Here is a 20,974-nt window from a genome sequence, read left to right on the forward strand (position 1 = left end):
CGGGGAGGCGGTCTCGCCATGGGCTGGATCGATACGGAGAGTGACGGGTACGCCGTCACGCTGGACGGCACGCGGGTGGTGTGCCGCAACGGGGCGGGACGCACGCTGAAGCAGGTGCCGGCGAAGCTGCGGGACGACGCCCGGGTGGTGCGGCTGCGGCAGCTGGCGGAGTGGCTGGAACGGCACGAACGCGAGTGCCGCGAACAGGTGGACGCGTGGCTGGTGCGGTCGCTGCCGGTTCCGGTGGCGCTGCTGGCCCGGGTGTGGCCGGACACGGCGTGGCAGGGGGCGTTGCGGGACCTGGTCGTGGCGCCGGTGGGCGCGGACGGCTCGGCGGACGTGGCGCGCGCGGGGTTCCTGCGGGACGCGGATCCGGATCCGGCGCGCGGGCTGGGCGTCGTCGACCTGGACGGCGACTCGGTGCGGCTGGGCGCGGAGCAGGGCGTCGAGGCGGTGCTCATACCCCACCCGGTGCTCCTGCTGGAGGACTTGGACGACCTGCGCGAGTTCGCGGTCGAGCTGGGGGTCGAGCAGGGCGCGCAGCAGCTGTTCCGCGAGGTGTGGCGGCGGCCGGAGCGCCTGGCCGACGGGGCGTCGGGCTGGGACGCGTACGCGCGGGGGCGGTTCACGGAGCTGCGGCACGCGACGTCGCGGGCGGCCTCCCTGGGGTTCCGGGTCCGCGGGGGGTACGCGGTGTGCCCGCTGGTGGAGGGCGGGGTGCCGCTGGAGGCGGCGTACTGGCTGGGTGACGAGTACCCGGAGGCGGAGACGGAGACCGGCGCGCTGGAGTGGCGCGACCGGGCCGGGCGGCGGCTGCCGCTCGCGGAGGTGGGACCGGTCGCCTGGTCCGAGGGCGAGCGGATGGCCGCGCTGGTGTACGCGGGCCGTGTGGTGGACGAGGAGGGGGACAAGCGATGAGCGGAGCGGGGAACGGGACGCCGGGGGGACGGGCGGACCTGCTGCTGGACGCGGGCGCGGTGCTGCCGCCGGCGCGGACGGCCGGGGCGCCGGACGGCGCGGGGGACGGGAACGTCGATGTGCTGACCGCCCGGGCGTACGCGCATCCGGCGCTGGAGGGGCGCACGGTGGTGCGGCTGGTGCCCGAGGCGATCGGGCCGGCCGAGGACCTGTCCCTGGAGTACCTGGGCTTCACCGGCGGGCCGGGGCCCGAGCGGGTGGGGCGGGTGAGGCGGCAGGCGCTGGGCTTCCCGGCCTGGGCGCTGGTGCACGACCCGGACAACGGCCACCACGCGCTGGCGGTGGTCAAGGAGATGGAGCGGCTGGCGCGGCTCGTCGGCACCAAGCCGGGGCTCGCCAAGGAGGGCTTCGAGGACATCGGCGAGCGGCTCGACCGCTCGGTTCCGCACTTCCTGCCGACGTACTACGAGCAGGTGGCGCGGCTGTTCCTGGCCGCCGAGTCGCGGTCGTACGCGTCGCTGTTCTTCGGCAGGGCGCGCGCCGCCGAGCAGCGCCACGCGCTGGCGGTGGACGAGGCGCGGCTGCGGGAGGTGTTCCTCGAGTTCGCCGGGGCGGGCGCGCTGAGCGGGAAGGCGCTGCGCGAGCACGCCAGGGGCCTGGCGGCCCGGCTGTCGGCGCCGGAGGCGTACGCGCAGTTCCGGACGCTGTCGCTGGAGCGGTGCGCGGCCGGGCTGCCGCCGTACGCCGGGATGCTGGAGGACCTGCGGCGGCTGGCGAAGGCGGCGCGGCTCGACGTGGCCGCCGAGGAGCGGTCGCTGCTGGCCGAGATCGTCCACACCGGGTCGGTGAGCCGGGCCGCGGTGAGCTTCTGGAAGGCGGCGCTGCCCGCGCTGTCGGCGGTCGCGGCCGAGGACCGGGCGGTGCAGGAGCGGCTGCTGCACCTGATGCCGACGGCCGGCGGCGACCACCGGGCGGAGTTCGAGGCGTCGTGGCTGGCGCTGCTGGACGGCTGCGGCGCGACCCGACTGCTGCTGGACGGCACGGTCCCGGCGGCCCCGTGGCTCACGGCCTGGGCGGCGCACCGGCAGCGCGGCTACGGACGCACCTCGCGACTCGCCGCCGAGCTGGCGCTGGTGGAGCGGCTCGCGGACCGGCTCGCCGCGGACGGGGTGCCGGTGCGGCTGCTGCGGGGCGGCAGCTGGCGCGTCGACGCCGACATCGACCTGCTCGACCTGTGCCTGGCGCGCGGTGTCCCGGTGGAGCCGCCGGAGCCCGGGGCCACCACCGGGCACCTGGACCTGGCGGGCTGGCTGCGGGACGAGGCGGAGGGCCGCCGGGACCTGGCGGCGCTCGTCGCCGACGAGCGGTTCGGCGCGCTGCTGCGCCGGTCCGTGGAGCACCTGGCGGGAGACGGGGCCGAGTCCACGCGCCGGCTGCGCCGCGTCGTGGAGCACCCGGCGCTGTCGACGGTCGTCGCGGACTGGCTCACGGAGCTCGCCGACGGCCTGGCCCGGCCGTTCGGTCTGCCGGAGCTGGACGAGCAGCTGACCCGGCTGGCAGCGTTCACCTCCCCGTCCGTGCTGGCCACGGCTCCGGCCGCGGTGGAGCGGATCACCGCCGTCACACCCGTCGCCGCGCTGCGGCGGACCCTGTGCGCGGGGATCCTGGACGAGCTGGGCTGGCCCGCGCTGGAGGAGACCCTGCCGAAGCTCGGCACGGTCGACGCGCAGACGACCGGGCGGGGACGGCGTCCCTTCCTCTCCGAGCAGTGGTACCGCACCGCGGACGCCTGGCCCGCCCTCGTCGTGCGCAACGGCAACGAGGTGGCGGCGATCGGCCCCGACGCGGCGCTGGACGTGCGCACGCTGACTCTGCCCGTGCCGAGGACCAACCACTGGGACCAGCCCACCGTGCGCTACGTGGACGGCCAGTGGCTGGTGGCGAACGGGCACGGGGCCGAGCGCCGCGCGGTGTGGTCCGGGCGGCCCGCCGACGTGTTCACCCCGACCGGTGCGCTGGGCGACCACTGGGGCGCGGTGCACACGACGTCGCTGGGGCTGCCCGGCGGCGGCCGCTGCTACGGCGGCCGGCCGGTGCACCCCGGGGACACCTCGTTCGCCGAGGAGCGGCGGCCGGTCGCCTCCGACGGCATCTCGGTGTGGGTGCTGCACGAGGGCAACTGGTGGGAGTACGACCCCGCGACCGCGCGGCGCGGCCGGGCGGCGGCGCCGGCCTTCTTCGACTCGGCGCTGGCCGGCGCGGCGGACGGGCAGCGGCTGCTGCAGAGTTACTGCGTGCTGCTGCCCGCGCAGCCCGGCATGGAGTCCTCGCCGTTCGGCAGCAAGGACGGCCTGCTCGGCTGGTGGCTGCTGCACGACCACGAGGCGGGCACCATGACGGCCTGTTCGGTGGACGGCACCCGCAGCCCGGCCGTCCCGGCACCGCGGGCACGGCACATCCACCCCTCGGCGGGCATCCCGCTGCCGCCCCTGCGGCTGCCGGGCGGGGCGGTGCTGCACCCGCGCGAGACGCGGCAGTTCGACCCGGTCGTCGACCTGTACGACGAGGACGGCGTGCGGGTCGCCGCGGTGCGCCTGTGCGACCGGGGGGACCGGTACGCCGAGGGCATGCCGCTGGTGCCGCCGCTGGCGTACTGGCACGCGCTGCGGCCGCGGGACGAGCGGGGCTCGGCGCGGCTGCGGGCGGTCACCGAGGCGGACGCCGAGGCGCTGCTGGCGGCCGTGGCGGAGGGCGCCGCGCCCGCCGGGGCGGTGGCGCGGGTGCTGCCGGAGCTGACGCACCCGGGGCTGGTCACCGGTGTCGCGGGGATCGTCGCGGAGGCGGCCCGGTGCGGCAAGCGGCTGGCGGCGATCGCGGAGAAGGCCGGCCGCCGGGAGCAGCAGCCGGAGGAGGAGCCGGTGCGGCACGCGGTCGACAGCGTGCTGAGCGTCGCCATGGCCGGCCTGGGCGCCGGGCACCACGCGTACGGCTACAACCCGCACGGCACCGCCCCGCACACCGGGGTCGATCAGCTCCGCGGGGTGGCGGCGGTCCTGGGAGCGGCGGACGACAGCCTGCCGGCGAAGGTGAGGATGCCCGCGACGGCGCTGCCCTGGCCGGCGTTCATCGGTCGCGGACTCGCGGCACTGGCGGTGCGGGCGTCGGCGGTGGTGACGGACGAGACACGCCGGGCTGCACTGCTGGAGTTCCTCGAACTGGCCTGCTCGGTGACGGCGGACGGTGAGCCGGTGCTGGCGGATCCGCGCGGGCGGCTGCGCACCGTGCAGCTGAAGGCACCGCGTCCGGCGGGCACGCAGCGGACGGGCGAGGTGCACCGGTCGGGTGCGCGGCGGATGGTGCTGGTGGCCCACCGCCTGACGGACGAGCACCACGGGTACTACATGGGCCTGGAGTACGACCCGGCGGGCGTGTTCGGCGCGTGGGACGGGTTCACGCTGGACGCCGCCGAGGTGCTCGGGCACCGGGAGGACCCGCCGCTGGCCCCGGTGCTGCGGCGCCTGGTCGAACTGGCCCGGGAGAAGGGCCCGCTGCCCTACCGGCCCGAGCAGGCGGTGGAGTTCGCCGAGCGGGTGGGCGTCAGCGCCCCGGCCGGCGCGCTGGTGCTGCTCGGTCTGCCGGGCCTGGACAGCTGGCGCGGTGACGCGCTGCTGCCCCCCGGGCTGCTGGCTCCCCTCGGCGCGAAGAAGGCCGAGGCGGAGGCCGCGCGCAACGGCCTCAGGGAGCTGACCCTCGACGAACGGCAGCGCTTCACCGCGCTGCTGGTGCCCGCCGACGCGGCTGCCGTGCCCGGGCTGTGGGAGTCCGGCTTCGACCTCGGACCGCTGGCCGACGCCTGGATCCGCGCACGCGGCAGGCGGCGGACCGCCCCGCCCGGGCTGGTCGCCCTCGCGGTCACGGAGACCCGTCAGGAACGCCTGCTCGACTGCGTGCTCAACCCGGAGGCGCAGCCGCAGCTCACCGGCCGTACCGAGCAGCGGATGAACGCGGAGCTGGGCCGGCTCGACCCGGTGGAGCCGGCGAAGCTGCTCGACGGGCCCACGATCCCGGCATACCTGGCGATGCTGCGCTGGCTCGCCTACCGGCTGCCGTTCGGTGACCCGCTGCGCGCGGTGCTGCCGGTGACGCTGCGGATGCTGCGCGAGCGGCTGGCCGATCCCGGGCTGCTGCTCGCCCTGGGCGTCGACTGGGACCACGAGGGCAAGGCCACGGCGCTGCGGCTGCGCGAGGCGCACGGGCTGCCGGCCACCGGCGGCGCGACGAAGGACGGCCTGGTCGAGGTGTCGGACGCGCTGGTGCTGACACCGACGCCGTACGGGTCCCAGTGGGAGACGGTGTGGCTGCGGCCGGCGGCGGTGCTGCCGGGCGCGAGCGAGCAGGGCGGCCCGGACCATCCGGCGCTGACGCTGCTGGCGGCCGTCTCCCGGCCGTCGGCGCAGCTGGAGGCGGTGCGGACGCTGCTGAGCGACGGGTTCGAGGAGCTGGTGACGGCCGACAGCCCGGCGCATGGTGCCGCGGGGGCGGCGCAGCACCCGGTGAACAGCGTGCCGGAGCTGGTGGACGAGGCGGCCGGGCGGCTGGGGCTGTCGCAGGACGCCGCCGCGCTGTACCTGATGCTGCTGGCGCTGCCGGACCCGACGGACCGCAAGCAGGCGCAGTGGACGGGCTGGAAGCCGGCGCGGCTGAAGAAGGCCCGGGCCGAACTGGCCGCCACCGACCTGGTGGTGGAGGCGAAGCGGGCCCGCGCGGGCCGGTCGCTGTTCCTGCCCGGCGGCTGGCTGGAGCTCAAGGCTCCGCGGCTGCCGCTGGAGAAGTGGAAGTGGGAGCTGCTGCGGTGGGACCCGTACGGCTTCGTGGTGCCGGACCGCCCGGTGGCCGCGCTGTACGCGGCGGCGTGGCGCCGGGTCGTCGACGGTGACGTGCCCGGATACGAGGAGTTCGAGGGCCGCGGTGGCGGCCGGGGCCGGGGAGGACGGCGATGACGGTGACGGTGACGGACGGGAAGCGGCAGCGGCAGGTGGAGCTGCCGGAGGACCGGTACGCCGAGGAGCTGGCGTTCCTGGCGGCGTACGACGACGGGCCGCGGCCGCCGGGGTGGCGGCTGACCCCGCGCGCGGTGGTGGTGTTCGTGTGCGGGTCGGGCGGCGAGGAGCTGACCGCGCCCGACGGCAGGGCGATGGCCGTCTCGCGGAAGTTCGTGGGTGACCGGGCGTTGGTGGAGCGGTGCGTGGTGACGCTGGCCGGGGAGCGGGGCCTGCTGCTCGTCGGCGAGCCGGGCACCGCCAAGTCCATGCTGTCCGAGCTGCTGGCGGCCGCCGTCTGCGGCAGCAGCACGCTCACCGTGCAGGGCACCGCGGGTACCACCGAGGACCAGCTGCGGTACGGCTGGAACTACGCGATGCTGCTGGCCAAGGGGCCCAGCCGGGAGGCGCTGGTGCCGTCGCCGGTGCTCACGGCGATGGTGCGCGGCGCGGTCGCCCGGGTGGAGGAGATCACCCGCTGCCTGCCCGAGGTGCAGGACTCGCTGGTCTCGCTGCTGTCCGAACGGCGCATGTCCGTACCGGAGCTGGCGGGGACCGGCGAGGAGGGCGAGGACGCCACGGTGCACGCCGCGCCCGGCTTCACGCTGATCGCCACGGCCAACCTGCGCGACCGGGGCGTCTCCGAGATGTCCGCCGCCCTGAAGCGGCGCTTCAACTTCGAGACGGTCGGCCCGATCGACGACCTGGCGGCCGAGACGGAGCTGGTGCGCGGGCAGGCCACGGCGGCGCTGGTCCGCGGTGGCGCGGAGTTCACGCTGGACGAGGCGGTGCTGGAGGCGCTGGTCACCGCGTTCCGGGACCTGCGCACCGGGCGCAGTGCGGAGGGCTGGGAGGTGGAGCGGCCGTCCACGGTCATGTCGACGGCGGAGGCCGTGCAGGTCGCCGCCTCCATGGGCCTCGGCGCGGCGTACCTGGGCAACGGCCGGGATGTGGTGCGGACGCTCCCGGGCCATCTCCTGGGAACCGTCCGCAAGGACGACCCGGCCGACCACGCGCGGTTGCTGGGGTACTGGGACGGGCCGGTGCGCCGCCGTGCGGAGGGCGGGGCTCCGCTGTGGCGGACGCTGTGGGAGCTGCGCGATGAGCTCACCTGAGCCCGGTCCCGCCCGTGCCGCGCAGGAGCTGGCGGAGTGCCGCGACCCGTTCCTGATCGGGGTGCGCCACCACTCCCCCGCGCTCGCGGCGGCGGTCCCGGCGATGCTGGCGCGGGCGGCACCGGAGGTGGTGCTGGTGGAACTGCCGGAGGAGTTCGCTCCGTGGCTCCCGTGGCTGGCGGATCCGGCGACGGTGCCGCCGGTGGCGCTGGCGGGCAGCGGCGGTGCGGGCGGGCTGGTGTTCCTGCCGTTCGCGGAGTTCTCGCCGGAGCTGGCCGCGATCCGCTGGGCGCGGGAGGCGGGGGTCGAGGTGGTGCCGTTCGACCTGCCGCTGGGGGCCCGGGGTGCTGCCGCCGTGCGGGACGCGGGTCCGGACGCCGCGGTGCCGCACGCCGCGGGCCCGGACGGTCCGAGCCCGCGCGGCGGGGCGGGGCGGCACGGTGTGGCGGCCGCGCTGCGGGCCAGGGCGGGCGGCCGGTCCGGGGACGACCTGTGGGACCGGCTCGTGGAGGCCGCGGCGCCGGGCGCGTCGCCCGAGGCGCTGCGGCGTGCGGCGCTGCTGGTGGGCTGGGCGCTGCGGGCGGACCAGGAGACCGTCGACCCGTACGACCTGCGGCGCGAGGCGCACATGCGCCGCCGCCTGGCCACGTACGCGGACCGGCGCGCCGCGGCCGTGATCGGCGCGTTCCACGCTCCGGCCCTGCTGCCCGGAGTGCCGCGCGGCGGTGCCGCGGAGGGGACGGTCGCCGAAGAGGGGGCCGCGGGCGGGGTGGTGACGTCGCTCGTCCCGTACGCGTACGGGTTGCTGGACGAGCGCTCCGGCTACCCGGCGGGCATCCGGGACCCGGAGTGGCAGCGCGGCGTGTACCTCGCCGGGGGCGACCCCGCCCGGCTGGACGAGCTGCTGCTGTCGTCGGCGGTACGGATCTGCGCGGCCGTCCGCGCCGCGGGGCACCCGAGCGGCCCGGCCGACGCGCGGGAAGTGGTGCGCCTCGCCCGTGACGTGGCGAGCCTGCGCGGGCTGCCGGCCGCCGGCCGGGGGGAGCTGGTGGAGGCGGCCCAGTCGGTGCTGACGCAGGGCCAGCTGTACGGGCGGGGCCGGGTGGTCGCCGCCGCGATGGAGAAGGTGCTGGTCGGCGAGCGGCGCGGGCGGCTCGCGCCCGGGACGCCGCGCTCGGGGCTGGGCCCTGACGTGGAGGCGCTGCTGGCGCGGTTGTCGCTGCCGGCGCCGGATGCGCCCGCGCGGCGCGAGCTGCGGCTGGACGCGCTGCGCGGGGACCTGGACCGCGAGCGCGAGGTCTGTCTGCGGCGGCTCGCGGTGTGCGGGGTGCCGTACGGGGAGGAGACCGGGGTCGCGGGCGTGGGCGGTGCCGCCGCGCTCACCACCCGCTGGACGGTGGCCTGGACGCCGTCGACCGCGGCGATGCTCGATGTGGCGGGCGTGCACGGGGTGACCCTGGAGCAGGCCGCCGCAGGGGTGCTGCGGCAGCGGCACGCCGCGCAGGTGCGGGAGGGCGGCCCCACCGCGGCGGAGACCCTGGACGGGCTGGGCGCGGCCGCGCGGTGCGCGCTGCCCGGGCTCGCCGCCGAGCGGCTCGCGGAGACGGCCGTCACGCTGCCGGCCTCCGGGACGCTGCCCCAACTGCTGGACGGGCTGGCCCTTTTGGACCGCATCCGGTCCGGCCATGTGCCGGGCCTGCCGGAGGGGTGGTGCGCCGACGGGGTGGACGCGGCGTACGAGGAGCTGGCCGGGGCCGGGGTCCGCGCGCTGGACGGGCTCGCCGGGTCCACGGACCCGGAGGACGCCCGCGCGCTCGTCGGCCTGGCCGGGCAGGCCGCCGCCGCGGCCGGCGGGGGCCTGCGGCTCGCCGACGCGCTCGCCCGGCTGGACGCGCACGCCACCCCGCTGATCCGCGGGGCGGCCGGTGCGGCGCGGGTGCTGCTGGGGCAGCGGGGCGCGGGGGACTTCGGGGTGCGGCTCGCTTCCCGGGCGGACGGCGCGACGACGCCGGAGCTGCGGTCGGAGCTCTCCGGGCTGCTGCGCGGCGCCCTCCTCGCGGCGGGTCCGCTGCTGGAGACGGGCCGGGCGCTGGACCCGCTGCTGGAGCGGGTGGAGACCTGGCCGGACCGCGCCTTCCTGGACCGGCTGCCCGCACTGCGCGCCGGTTTCGACACGCTGTCGCCCGCGGCCCGTTCCCGGCTGCTGGCGGCGGTCGAGGACCGCACGGGGCTCGCCCCCGGCTCGCTGCCGGACGCGGTGCCGGACCCGGCGGCGCTCGCCCGGCTCGCCCTGGCGGACCTGGCGGGGCGTGAGGCGCTGGCACGGCGAGGACTGGGCGCGGCCCCGGGCGGTGCGGGTGGTACGGGCGGTGCGCAGGAGGCGCCCGGCGGGCGTGACGGTTCCGCCGCTCATGCCACCGCGGTTGGCGGGGCTGATGGGGCTGGCGATGCCACTGGTGCCACCGACGCCGCCGGGGCTGCCGATTCCGCCGGGGCTGCCGATGCCGCCGCTTCCGCCGGGAGTTCCGGGGGTCGCGCCGGCTTCGCCGGCGGGTCGGTGGCGCTGACGCCCGGGGAGCGGTGGCGGCTGGTGCTCGGCCGGGCGCAGGGGCTCGGCGCGGCGGCCGGCCGGCTCGCCAGGGCGCTCGACGAGCTGTACGGGCGCGGCCACGGCGAGGGTTCCCGGGGCGAGGAGGCCGGCGGGCCGGGTGGCGGAAGCGAGGCGGCGTTCCCGGACGTGCGGGCGTGGTCGCAGGAGCTGGCGTCGCTGTTCGGGCCCGGCGTGCGCGAGGAGGTCCTCGCGGCCGCCGCCGACGCCGGGCGCCTCGACGCCGCCATGGAGCTCGACCCGGCGGCGGCCCAACCTTCGGTGGAGCTGCTGCGCACGGTGCTCTCGTACGCGGGCGGCCTGCCCGAACACCGGCTGGCCCGGCTGCGGCCGCTGGTCGCCCGGCTCGTACGGGAGTTGACGCGGGCCCTCGCCAACCGGCTGCGCCCCGCGGTGAGCGGGCTCGCGCACCCGCGTCCCACGCGGCGCCCCGGTGGCCCGCTCGACCTGGAGCGCACGCTGCGGGCGAACCTGGTGTCCGCGCGCCGCGACCCCGCGACCGGCGCGGTGACCGTCCTGCCCGAGCGGCCCGTGTTCCGCACCCGGGCGCGACGGCAGACGGACTGGCGGCTCGTCCTGGTCGTGGACGTCTCGGGGTCGATGGAGGCGTCCACCATCTGGTCGGCGCTGACCGCGTCCGTCCTGGCCGGGGTCCCGTCGCTCAGTACGCACTTCGTGGCCTTCTCCACCGAGGTGATGGACCTCACGGGCCACGTCGAGGACCCGCTGAGCCTCCTCCTGGAGGTCCGCGTCGGCGGCGGCACCAGCATCGCGCGGGGCCTGCGGCACGCCCGCGGGCTCGTCACGGTGCCGTCGCGCACCCTCGTCGTCCTGGTCAGCGACTTCGAGGAGGGCGGCCCGGTCGGGCCCCTCCTGGCGGAGGTGCGGGCCCTGGTGGACGCGGGCTGCCACGTCCTCGGCTGCGCCTCGCTCGACGACGAGGGGCGGCCCCGGTACTCGGCGGGCGTGGCCGGACAGCTGGTGGCGGCGGGCATGCCGGTCGCCGCGCTCAGCCCTCTCGAACTGGCCCGCTGGGTCGGCGAACGCGTAGGAGGTACGCAGCGGTGACGGTTCTTCCCCCGGTGGTCGCCGAGGTGGCGGCCACCGCGCTCGACCTGCTGCCCGCGCGGCTGCGCAAGCGCGTGGACGGCGCGGTGGCGAAGGCGGCCGACTGGCCGGTGGAGCGGGTGGCGGACGGTGTGCGGGTCAGTGCCGGTGACGACACGGTGGTGACGCTGACGACGACCGCGGGCGGCGTGGTGGCGTCGGCGGAGGGGGCGGTGTGCAGTTGCCTGCTGGCCCCGGCGTGCCTGCACCGCGCGGCGGTCCTGTCCCTCGCGCCCCTCGCGGAGCCCGACGCCCTCGCATCCGACGCCACCGACCCGGCCCTCCCGCCCGACCCGGCGGACCCGGCGCCGCCCGCCGCGAAGGCCGGGAACGCCTCGGACGCCGGGTACGCCTCGGACGCGGACGTTGCGGCCGCCGGGAGCGGCGCCGTACCCGTGAGCGCCGGGCAGCCCCGGCCCGGCGCGTCCGGCGCATCCGGCGCGTCCGGCGGGACCGGCGGGACCGGGCCGGACACGTCGGGCACGTCCCCCGAGCCCGCCGAAGCCGGTGAGCCCGGCGGCATCGGACGGGCCGGTGACGGGACGGGCGCACCGCTCACCGGTGCGCAGGACGCGGCCCTGCGGGCGCTCGGGGACGCCGCGGTGGGGGTGCTGGTGGCCGGGGTGAGCGGGGCGGGGGCCGTGGTCCGCGCCGAGGTGCTGCACGCGGCGCACTCCGCCCGCCTCGCCGGGCTGCCCCGGCCCGCCGCGGTCGCGGTGCGCGTGGCGCGGCGGCTCGGTGAGGCGCGCTCCGAGGACCCGGCGTTCCGGTTGCCGGAGCTGTCCGCGGACCTGGCCGCGCTGCTGGACGCGGTGCAGCGGCCGCACCGGGCGGCGGGCGCGGCGCGGCGCCCGTACCGGCCCACCCGGCCGCTGCGGCTGTACGGGCTGTTCACCGAGCCGGTCGTCACGGCGTCCGGGTACGCGGGCGCGACCGCGTACGCCGTGACGCCCGACGGTGCGCTGCGCACGGTCTCCGACGTGGCGCCCGGCGGCCCGGAGCGGGCCGTGCAGGCGGCCGGCACGGCCCTCGTCCCGGGAGGCTCCGCGCTGCCGCTGCGGGAGCTGGGCGACGGGGGCGGGGTGATCCTCACCTCGCCGACGGTCTCGGCGGACGGGCGGATCGGCGGTGGCGGGCAGGTCCGTTCCGTACGGGCGGCGGGATGCTCCTGGCACGAGCCGCCGCTCGACGCGCTGTGGCGGCGTCCGCCGGCCGCCCAGCTGGACGCGGCCCTGGACTGGTGGGACCTGCCCGACGACGAGCGGGGGGCGGGGGGCGACCTGCTGTTCCTCGACGGGACGGTCATGGCGGCGGCCACGGCCGGCGGTGGCCCCGCGTTCGCGGTGGAGGGCGGGCCGGCCGTGTCGCTGTACGCGCCGGACGAGCGGCCGGAGCTGCCGTACGCCGAGAACCTGCGGCTGCTGGCAGGCCGGCCGGGGCTGCGGCTGCGGCTGATCGCCCGGATGGCGCCGGACCGGCCCGGCGGGGTGCGTGCGCTGGCCGCGTCCTGGACGGGGCACGACGGGGAGGCGGTCCGCGCCGACCTCGGCCTGCGCAGGCTGCACCGCACGGACATACCCCCCGTGGCCGCCGCGCCGACGCCTCCGGGCGGGCCGGGACCGGCGGCACCGGGCGCGCTGCCGCTGGAGCTGGACCTGCTGCGCCGGGCGGTGGACCGTACGGTGGCGGGCGGCCGGGCCGTCACGGCCGCCGCTGCCGACGGTGAACTGCCGCGCCGGCTGCGGGCGGTGGGCCTCACCACCGGGGCCGACTGCGCCCGGGCGCTGGAGGAGGCCGCCTCGGCCCGCGGCCGGGATGTGCTGGGGCGCCTGACGCCCGCCGATCCGGACGCCTTCGCCCGGGCGTGGCTGGCCGCGTCGGTCTACGTGTCGGCGGCGGCCCGCTCCCTGCTGTCGGCGGCATGGGCGTCGTCGCCGTCCGGCGCGGCCTGCGTGGACAGCCAGACGCGCAGCGGGCCGGTGGCCGTGAAGCCGTGACGCAGGGCGGCGTCGAGGTCGTCGCCGTGTTCGTACCCCACGACCGGCGTCCCCGGCAGGCGGGCGGCGATCGCGGCGAGGCACCCGGGCCAGGCGGCCGCGCCGCCGAAGAGGTTGGAGACGCCCGCGACGCCGGCGGCGTGGCTGACGACGGCTCCGGAGACGATACGGCCGTCGGGCGCGTGCCCGGCGAGGACCGTGGTCGACGGGTCGTCCAGCAGCGCCGGGCGGAACAGGCCGCTCGGGTCCCCGTCGCTCCACGCCGCCTCCCAGGCGGCGAGTGCGGCGGGGGTACGGACCGGCCGCCAGGCCGCCTCACCGGGGGCCGGTCCTGCCGGCGCGGGAAGGTCCGCGGGCCGGTGGATCCACTGGGCCTCGAAGAGCAGCGTGAAGCCGTGGCCGGTGAGGTCCAGTTCGGCGAAGCTGTCCTTGACCGAGCACCCGGGGGCGCGCCGGTCCACGGCGTCCAGCACGTCCCGTACGTCGTGCGGTGTGAGGCCCGGGGCGAGGGTCACGGCGTCCGGGTAGTACGGCGGCGTCCGGCGCGGGCTCGTCCAGGCGCGGGCGTCGGCGGTGCCGCCGGACAGGCCGTGGGCGCGGCACATGGCGGCACACCACGCGGCGTTGTTGCGGGCGGATCTGCCGAGGTCCATGCCGGGATCCTGTCAGACGTGCCAGTCCTTCCCCTGCCCCCTGTCGCACTTTCCGAAGAACGGAATATATTTTCCGTACACCGGACTTGGGGGGTACACATGTCAACGGACCGGGCACTGCCCCGCCGTGCGGTCGCCGAATCGGTCGGCAGCGCGGCCCTGGTCGCCGTCATCGTCGGCTCCGGACTGCAGGCCAGCGGCCTCAGCGACGACATCGGCGTGCGGCTGCTGGCCAACTCGCTGGCGTCGGCGATCGGACTGGGCCTGCTCATCGCGCTGTTCGCGCCGGTCTCCGGGGCGCACCTCAACCCGGTCGTCACCCTGTGCGTCTGGTGGACGCGCCGGCGCGCCCGGGACGGACTGACCGGCCGGGAGGCGGCGGTCTACATCGCCGCCCAGCTGGCCGGCGCGGTCGCCGGCGCGCTGCTCGCCGAGGCGATGTTCGGGCGGGCCCCCGGCAGCTGGTCGACCCAGGTGCGGTCCGACGGGCACCTGCTGCTCGGCGAGACGGTCGCCACGGCCGGGCTGGTCCTGCTGATCCAGGGCCTGGACCGGATCGGCCGGGCGTCGCTCACGCCGGTGGCGGTCGCCGCGTACATCGGGGCGGCGATCTGGTTCACGTCGTCGGGGTCGTTCGCCAACCCGGCCGCGACGGTCGGCCGGTCCCTGACCGACTCCTTCACCGGCATCGCCCCGGCCTCCCTCCCGGGCTTCGTCGCCGCCCAGCTCGTCGGCGGACTGGCCGGCGCCGGGCTGGCGAACCTGCTGTACGGGCGGCGACCGCCGGGAACCGAGCCGGCCGCGGGCTGAAGCCGCAGCGGGCGGAACCGGCCCGCAGGCAGAGCCCGCCGCGACCTCAGCCCGCCGGAGGCTGAACCGACCGCCCCCTTTCCGCGTCTCGACGAAGGGACGGGGACGGGAACACCGGCAGGAGGTCCGTACATGCGACGCAGGTGGCCGCTGCCGCTGCCCAGGAGCCGGCGGGGCAAGCGGCGGCTGGTGCAGGGCGTCATGCTCGGGTGCGTGCTGGCGCTCACGCCCGCGACGTGGATGCACGCCGTCGCCGACAGCCGGCTGCGCAGCGCCGGCGAGGTCCCGGCCCACGACGTCGCCGTCGTCTTCGGCGCGGGGCTGTGGAAGGGCCGGCCGACACCGTACCTCGCCCACCGCCTCGACACGGCGGCGGAGCTGTACCGCAACGGCAAGGTGAGGGTGGTCCTGGTCACCGGTGACAACAGCCGCGCGGAGTACGACGAGCCGGACGCGATGCGCGCGTACCTGACGGACCGCGGGGTGCCGGACGGGCGGATCGTCAGTGACTACGCGGGGTTCGACACGTGGGACTCCTGCGTGCGCGCGAAGCGGATCTTCGGTGTCGACCGGGCGGTCCTGGTGACCCAGGGCTTCCACATCCGGCGGGCCGTGGCGCTGTGCCGGGAGGCGGGCATCGACGTGTACGGGGTCGGCGTCGACGAGCCGCACGACTCGGTCTGGTACTACGGCGGGGTGCGGGAGCTGGTGGCGGCGGGCAAGGCGGCGGTGGACGCGGCGTTCGAACCGGACCCGACGTTCCTGGGCCCCGAGGAGCGGGGCGTCACCGACGCGCTCGGCCGCTGACCCCGGCGGCGCGGGGCCGCCGGCGCCCGCAGCCCCTCGCGTCCCCGCCGCTCCCGACCGCCCCGGACCGCCGCCCCCCGACACCGCCGACCGCCACCGCCGGCGCCTCCGCTCGCCTACGGCTGCCACCGCCGCCACCCGCCGCCACCGCCCGCTGTCAACCGTCACCACCCCGCTCACCATGGCCGGGGTGCCCGGTGGAGCCGGACGTACCGGGGGCGTAATGCGTCGGGTGCGTGGGCGTAACACGGGCGTCGCATGCTCGGGGGCATGCTCACCGCCACCACCCCCACGCACTGCCCGTACTGCTCCCTGCAGTGCGGCATGAACCTGCGAGCCGCCGGTCCGGGCGTCGAGGTGGTGGAGCGCGCGGACTTCCCCGTGAACCGGGGTGCCCTGTGCGGTAAGGGACGTACCGCACCCGCGGTGCTCTCCTCCCGGGTCAGGCTGGTCGAGCCCCTGGTCCGGCGCCCTGCCACCGGCAGGCTCGAACCGGCCACCTGGGAGGAGGCCCTGCGGGCCGTCGCCGACGGCCTGCGGCGCACGCGGCAGGACCACGGGCCGGACGCCGTCGGCGTGTTCGGGGGCGGCGGGCTCACCAACGAGAAGGCGTACGCGCTCGGCAAGTTCGCCCGGCTGGTCCTCGGGACCTCCCAGATCGACTACAACGGCCGCTTCTGCATGTCCTCCGCGGCCGCGGCCCACCAGCGGGCCTTCGGCCTCGACCGGGGGCTGCCGTTCCCGCTGGAGGACATCCCCCGCACCGGCTGCGTGGTCCTCGTCGGCTCCAACCTCGCCGAGACCATGCCGCCGGCCCTGCGCTACCTCACCGAGCTGAAGGAGAACGGCGGCACGCTCATCGTCGTCGACCCGCGCCGCACCCGTACCGCCGAGCAGGCCGACCTCCACATCGCGCCGCGCCCCGGCACCGACCTCGCGCTCGCCCTGGGCCTGCTGCACCTGGTCGTGGCGGAGGGGCGGACGGACGAGGAGTTCATCCGGGACCGTACGACCGGCTGGGAGGACGCCCGCGCCGCCGCCATGTCCCACTGGCCCGCGCTCGTCGAACGCATCACCGGCGTGCCCGTACCGCAGTTGCGCGAGGCCGTCCGGATGTTCTGCGACGCCCCGGAATCGATGGTGCTCACCGCCCGCGGGCCCGAGCAGCAGTCGAAGGGCACCGACACCGTCGGCGCCTGGATCAACCTGTGCCTGGCCACCGGGCGCGCCGGGCGCCCCCTGTCCGGGTACGGCTGCCTGACGGGCCAGGGCAACGGGCAGGGCGGACGCGAGCACGGCCAGAAGGCCGACCAGCTCCCCGGCTACCGCAAGCTCGACGACCCGGCTGCCCGCTCCCACGTCGCCGCGGTCTGGGGCGTGGACCCCGACGTGCTGCCGGGGCCGGGGCGCAGCGCCTACGAGCTGCTCGACGCGCTCGGCACGGACATCAGGTCGCTGCTCCTCATGGGCTCCAACCCCGTGGTGTCCGCACCGCGCGCCGCCCACGTCCAGGAGCGGCTGGAGTCCCTGGACTTCCTGGCCGTCGCGGACGTGGTGCTGTCCGAGACGGCTCAGCTCGCGGACGTCGTGCTGCCCGTCACGCAGTGGGCCGAGGAGACGGGCACCCTCACCAACCTCGAAGGCCGCGTCCTGCTGCGCCGCCGCGCGATCGACCCGCCCGCGGGCGTCCGCAGCGACCTGGAGGTGCTGAACGCGCTGGCCGAGCGGCTCGGCTGGGAAAAGGGGTTCCCCACCGACGCCGAGGAGGTCTTCGACGAGCTGCGCCGGGCCTCGGCCGGCGGCCCCGCCGACTACGCGGGCATCAGCTACCGCCGCATCGCCGAGGAGGACGGCGTCTTCTGGCCCTGCCCCGAGCCCGGCCACCCCGGCACGCCGCGCCTGTTCCTGGAGCGGTTCGCCACGCCCGACGGGCGGGCCCGCTTCGTCCCGGTGACCCACCGGGCGGCGGCCGAGGAGACGGACGACGAGTACCCGGTGGTGCTGACGACCGGGCGGGTCGTCTCGCAGTACCAGTCCGGTGCGCAGACCCGGCGGGTCGACGAGCTGAACGCCGCCGCGCCCGGGCCGTTCGTGGAGCTGCACCCACGCCTCGCGCAGCGCCTGGGCGTCGCCGAGGGCGAGCCGGTGGCGGTGGTGTCGCGCCGCGGGCGGGCGGTCGCGCCCGCGCGGATCACGAACGGGATCCGGCCGGACACGGTGTTCATGCCGTTCCACTGGGCCGGGGAGGGCCGGGCCAACACCCTGACGAACCCGGCGCTCGACCCGACCTCGCGGATGCCCGAGTTCAAGGTGTGCGCGGTCCGTCTGGAACGGGTGACCGGCGCCTGAGCCAGTCACCGCCCGCTATCGGGGCGCCGAGCTCCACGGCGGACGCGGCGACGTAGACCCAGGCCCGGACCGTCGCGCCGTCCCGGACGCGCACGACGTCGCAGGCCTCCCGCTCGTAGACGTTGAGCGGGTGGCCCGGGCCGGCGTACTCCTCCAGGCGGTCGAGTACGGACAGCAGGGCGTCGTACCGGCCGGGCGCCGCCGTCACCAGGTCGCCCAGCACGCCGCCGCCCGCGCCGCGCACGGCGTACGGGTAACCGGGGCCGTCGCACAGCAGCGCGCCCGGCAGCCGGGCGGGCTCCTCCGACGCCGTACGGCCGTGCAGGAACAGCGCGTGGTTGCGCTCGCCGGGGCGGAGCGTCCCGTACACGAAGAACGGCAGCTCCTCCGTCACGCGGACGTCTCCCGCTGCAGCCAGGCCAGGTAGGCGGCGCTGCCGCGGACCACGGGCGTGGCGATGATCTCGGGGGTGTCGTAGTCGTGGGCGGCGGTGAGGTGCGCCTCCAGCGAGGCGTAGCAGGCCTCCGTCGTCTTGAACAGGACCTGCCACTCCTGGCTCGTCTCGATGGCGTTCTGCCAGTGGTAGACGGAGGTGACGGGGCCGGAGATCTGCGCGCACGCGGCGAGCCGGGCCTCCACCGCGCCACGGGCCAGTTCCCGGGCCTTGTCGGCGCTGTCGGTGGTGGTGAGGACGGTCAGGGCCAGGGTCACGGTCTCTCCTCCGCGCGTCGTCGTCACGGCACGGCGGCGCGCGCACCGCGCCGCGTACCGCCGAGCGTACGCACCTCCGGCCGCCGCCCGCCTCACTCCCGCCCGCCCGCCGCCGGCTCCTCCCCGACCGCCACCCGCTTCGCTCCGCCTGCCGCCGGTTCCTCCCCGACCGCCACCCGCTGCTTTCCCCCTGCCGCCGGTTCCTACCCGGGCGGCCCCGCGCCTCAGGCCTCGTACGGGCGGGCCGACTTGGCGTCCCGCAGCGCGTGCGCCCACCAGGAGAGCTGGTCGAGCAGCTTCTTGGCGGCGGCGTCGGGACCGCTGGGGTCCTTGTGCCGGCCCGTCTCGTCGAAGTGGCCGTGGGCGTTGTGGAAGGAGACGGTGTCGCGGACGGTGACCGCGTGCATCTCGGCGAAGACCTGGCGCAGTTGCTCCACGGCGCGCAGGCCGCCGGACATTCCGCCGTAGGAGACGAACGCGACGGGCTTGGCCTGCCACTCGGTGAAGTGCCAGTCGATGAGGCTCTTGAGGGCGGCGGGGAAGGAGTGGTTGTACTCGGGGGTGAGGACCACGAACGCGTCGGCGGCGGCCAGCTTGGGGCTGACCTCGGCGAGTGCGGCGCGGACGGCGGGTGCGGGCTGGTGGGAGAGCGTGGTCGGCAGGTCCGTCGTGGCGAGGTCGACCACGTCGACGGTGAAGTCGTCGCGCTCGGCGAGCCGGGAGAGGAACCAGTCGGCGATGACCGGCCCGAACCGGCCCTCGCGGTTGGACCCGATGATGACGGCGAGCCGGAGGGGCGCGGGACGCGTCGTGGCGTGCGGCGCCGGGAGGGTCGTGGCGTGCTGCGTGGTGTTCGTTTCGATGTCCATGCCGAGAAGCCTCGTACCTCGACCAAGGTTGAGGTCAAGCCCCGATGGTGGCGGTCCCTCAGAGGGACTCCCCCGGGTCCGTCACCGGCCCCGCCCCGGCCCCTGCCCGCGGCCGGTGGCCCCCGCGCGGTGCCGGACCGCCGTGCGGCGCGGGTCACCCGTTCGGGGCGGACCGGGCCGGGCAGGGGAACTGAGCCCCGGAAGCCCGACTGACCTGCGGGGACGCGGGCGGCCGGGGGGCGGCGGCCGGGCAAACTGATGGGTCCTCAGCAGGCGGGGCGGGGGACCGGGGCCTTACCCATGAGGACAAGGACATCCGCCCCGCGGTCACCCGTGCCGCGGACACCCGCCCCTCGCGTCCGGAGGATCCATGCGCACCACCACCCGCCTGCTGACCGGTACCGCGCTGGCGGTCGTCTCCCTGGGCGCGCTCGCGTCGCCGGGCGCGTACGCCGGGGACCTGGCGGCGCTGGAGGTCCACCCGTCGAGCGCGGCCCCTGGCGGGACCGTCACGGTCAGCACCACCGCCTGCGGCAAGAACGGCCACGGCGTCGGCGACGCGGGCTCCCTGGGCGCGGGCGAGTTCAAGCTGGCCCCCGGCACCCACAAGGAGGTCGTGGTCGGCCAGTTCAAGGTGCCCTCCCACGCCAAGCCCGGCACGTACGCGATCAGCGTCTCCTGCCACAACGGCAAGACCGCCGCCGGTGACCTGGTGGTCGTCCACGGAGGGGGCGGCAAGGAAACCGGCGGGCACGACACCGGCGGCCTGGACACCGGCGGCAAGGAAACCGGCGGGCACGACACCGGCGGCCTGGACACCGGCGGCAAGGAAACCGGCGGGCACGACACCGGCGGCCTGGACACCGGCGGCAAGGACACCGGCGGGCACGACACCGGCGGCCTGGACACCGGCGGCAAGGAAACCGGCGGGCACGACACGGGTGGGCTGGACACCGGCGGGCAGGGCGACGCACCGAGCGGGCACGTGAAGACCGGTGTCGGGGGCAGCATCGGCCCCGACACCGCCCAGATCGCGGCGGGTGCGACCGTCCTGGCCGCGGCCGCCGTCGGCGGGGTCTGGCTCCTGCGCCGCCGGGCGAGCGGCGCGCAGGACCGCTGACCCGCCGCTCCGCTCCCCGCCCCCGTCGCGCGCGCCCCGAGGCCGCGGCGCGGGCGGGGGGCACCACGCCGCACCAGCGTCAGGAGGGAGGCGCCCGATGAGCAGAGGCAAGGGGTGGGGCATAGCCGTCGCCGCGGTCATCGGCGTGTGGCTCGTCCAGAACGGCTCCACCGACGTGACGCCGCCCGTGCCGTCCGCCGCCGAGGCCTTCGCGGCCGGACCCCAGCAGCACGCCGACGCCGCCGCCCCGCCTCTGCCGCCCTCCGCGCCGGCCCGCGTCCGCATCCCCGCGATCGGCGTCGACGCGCCCGTCATGCGCCTCGGTCTCGCGCCCGACGGCAGCCTGGAGGTCCCGCCCACCGGGAACCGCAACGTCGCCGGCTGGTTCCGGGACGGCACCCCGCCCGGCGCCAAGGGCACGGCGATCATCGCCGGGCACGTCGACAACGCCGACGGGCCGGCCGTCTTCTACGCCCTGGGCGCGCTCAAGAAGGGCCACCGCATCGAGGTCGCCCGCCGCGACGGCCGCACCGCCGTCTTCACGGTCGACGCGATCGAGGTGTACGACAACGACCGCTTCCCCGACCGCAAGGTCTACGGCCCCGCCGACCGCGCCGAGCTGCGCGTCATCACCTGCGGCGGCGGCTTCGACGAGGAGACCGGCTACCAGGGCAACGTCGTGGCCTACGCCCATCTGATCGGCGTGCGCTGACGGCCACCGGGCGAGGGGGGGGGGGGGGGCGCCCCCGCCGCCCCCCCCCCCGCCCCCCCCCCCCCCCCCCCCCCCCCCCCCCCCCCCCGGGGGGCCGCCCCCCCCGCGCCGGGGCCGGGGGGGCCCCCCCCCCCCCCCCCCCGCCCGGACGCGGTGGCG

Annotated in this window: 14 protein-coding genes; 10 read left to right on the top strand and 4 right to left on the bottom strand. The window is 77.3% G+C overall.

The window, feature by feature from the left end; genetic code table 11:
• Positions 1–18: 18 nt before the first annotated feature.
• From ACIA79_RS01480 to ACIA79_RS01500, 5 genes are read left to right on the top strand one after another with little or no spacing between them, the layout of a single operon-like run.
• Complete coding sequence (locus tag ACIA79_RS01480) at positions 19–918, top strand: DUF4132 domain-containing protein (RefSeq protein ID WP_399425911.1); 900 nt, start codon at positions 19–21, stop codon at positions 916–918.
• Positions 915–5,918, top strand: coding sequence for a hypothetical protein (locus ACIA79_RS01485; protein ID WP_399425913.1), 5,004 nt, complete (start codon positions 915–917; stop codon positions 5,916–5,918). Before ACIA79_RS01480 ends, ACIA79_RS01485 begins: the two co-directional genes overlap by 4 nt.
• Positions 5,915–7,072, top strand: coding sequence for an AAA family ATPase (locus tag ACIA79_RS01490; protein ID WP_399425914.1), 1,158 nt, complete (start codon positions 5,915–5,917; stop codon positions 7,070–7,072). Before ACIA79_RS01485 ends, ACIA79_RS01490 begins: the two co-directional genes overlap by 4 nt.
• On the top strand, positions 7,059–10,748 hold the full coding sequence (locus ACIA79_RS01495) for a DUF5682 family protein (RefSeq protein ID WP_399425916.1): 3,690 nt from the start codon (positions 7,059–7,061) through the stop codon (positions 10,746–10,748). The genes ACIA79_RS01490 and ACIA79_RS01495 overlap by 14 nt, the downstream gene beginning before the upstream one ends.
• On the top strand, positions 10,745–12,784 hold the full coding sequence (locus tag ACIA79_RS01500) for a hypothetical protein (RefSeq protein WP_399425918.1): 2,040 nt from the start codon (positions 10,745–10,747) through the stop codon (positions 12,782–12,784). Before ACIA79_RS01495 ends, ACIA79_RS01500 begins: the two co-directional genes overlap by 4 nt.
• On the opposite strand, the gene ACIA79_RS01505 is transcribed toward ACIA79_RS01500, so the two are convergent.
• Positions 12,670–13,437 (bottom strand): hypothetical protein, encoded by a 768-nt coding sequence (locus ACIA79_RS01505; RefSeq protein ID WP_399425920.1) that lies wholly within the window; start codon positions 13,435–13,437, stop codon positions 12,670–12,672. The genes ACIA79_RS01500 and ACIA79_RS01505 overlap by 115 nt on opposite strands.
• A 99-nt stretch (positions 13,438–13,536) precedes the next feature.
• Here ACIA79_RS01505 and ACIA79_RS01510 point away from each other — a divergent pair, with 99 nt between their 5' ends.
• The 3 genes from ACIA79_RS01510 to ACIA79_RS01520 all read left to right on the top strand — a co-directional run bounded on the left by ACIA79_RS01510 (position 13,537) and on the right by ACIA79_RS01520 (position 17,403).
• Positions 13,537–14,247 carry an aquaporin gene (locus ACIA79_RS01510; RefSeq protein WP_399425922.1) on the top strand — a complete coding sequence of 237 codons (711 nt, stop codon included), beginning with the start codon at positions 13,537–13,539 and terminating at the stop codon, positions 14,245–14,247.
• A gap of 132 nt (positions 14,248–14,379) precedes the next feature.
• Positions 14,380–15,054, top strand: a complete 675-nt coding sequence (locus ACIA79_RS01515) for a vancomycin high temperature exclusion protein (protein WP_399425924.1) — start codon at positions 14,380–14,382, stop codon at positions 15,052–15,054.
• A gap of 270 nt (positions 15,055–15,324) precedes the next feature.
• The gene (locus tag ACIA79_RS01520; RefSeq protein ID WP_399425926.1) at positions 15,325–17,403 is read left to right on the top strand and encodes a molybdopterin oxidoreductase family protein; all 2,079 of its coding nucleotides are present in this window, start codon (positions 15,325–15,327) and stop codon (positions 17,401–17,403) included.
• On the opposite strand, the gene ACIA79_RS01525 is transcribed toward ACIA79_RS01520, so the two are convergent.
• The 3 genes from ACIA79_RS01525 to ACIA79_RS01535 form a co-directional block, all read right to left on the bottom strand.
• Positions 17,360–17,797 carry a gamma-glutamylcyclotransferase family protein gene (locus ACIA79_RS01525; protein WP_399425928.1) on the bottom strand — a complete coding sequence of 146 codons (438 nt, stop codon included), beginning with the start codon at positions 17,795–17,797 and terminating at the stop codon, positions 17,360–17,362. The two genes, ACIA79_RS01520 and ACIA79_RS01525, sit on opposite strands and share 44 nt — an antisense overlap.
• Entirely contained in the window at positions 17,794–18,114 is a 321-nt protein-coding gene (gene cutA, locus ACIA79_RS01530) for a divalent-cation tolerance protein CutA (protein WP_399425929.1), read from the bottom strand. The genes ACIA79_RS01525 and cutA overlap by 4 nt, the downstream gene beginning before the upstream one ends.
• Positions 18,115–18,338: 224 nt before the next feature.
• Positions 18,339–18,983, bottom strand: a complete 645-nt coding sequence (locus ACIA79_RS01535; protein WP_399425930.1) for an NADPH-dependent FMN reductase — start codon at positions 18,981–18,983, stop codon at positions 18,339–18,341.
• A 370-nt stretch (positions 18,984–19,353) separates the two neighbouring features.
• Between ACIA79_RS01535 and ACIA79_RS01540 the strand changes: the two genes are divergently transcribed.
• Both ACIA79_RS01540 and ACIA79_RS01545 read left to right on the top strand, forming a co-directional pair.
• Entirely contained in the window at positions 19,354–20,103 is a 750-nt protein-coding gene (locus ACIA79_RS01540) for a hypothetical protein (RefSeq protein WP_399425932.1), read from the top strand.
• A gap of 97 nt (positions 20,104–20,200) precedes the next feature.
• On the top strand, positions 20,201–20,815 hold the full coding sequence (locus tag ACIA79_RS01545) for a class F sortase (protein WP_399425934.1): 615 nt from the start codon (positions 20,201–20,203) through the stop codon (positions 20,813–20,815).
• The last annotated feature ends 159 nt before the right edge of the window (positions 20,816–20,974 follow it).

The sequence above is a fragment of the Streptomyces sp. NPDC051310 genome (genome assembly GCF_044455245.1).
In the GTDB taxonomy this organism is placed as follows: Bacteria; Actinomycetota; Actinomycetes; order Streptomycetales; family Streptomycetaceae; genus Streptomyces.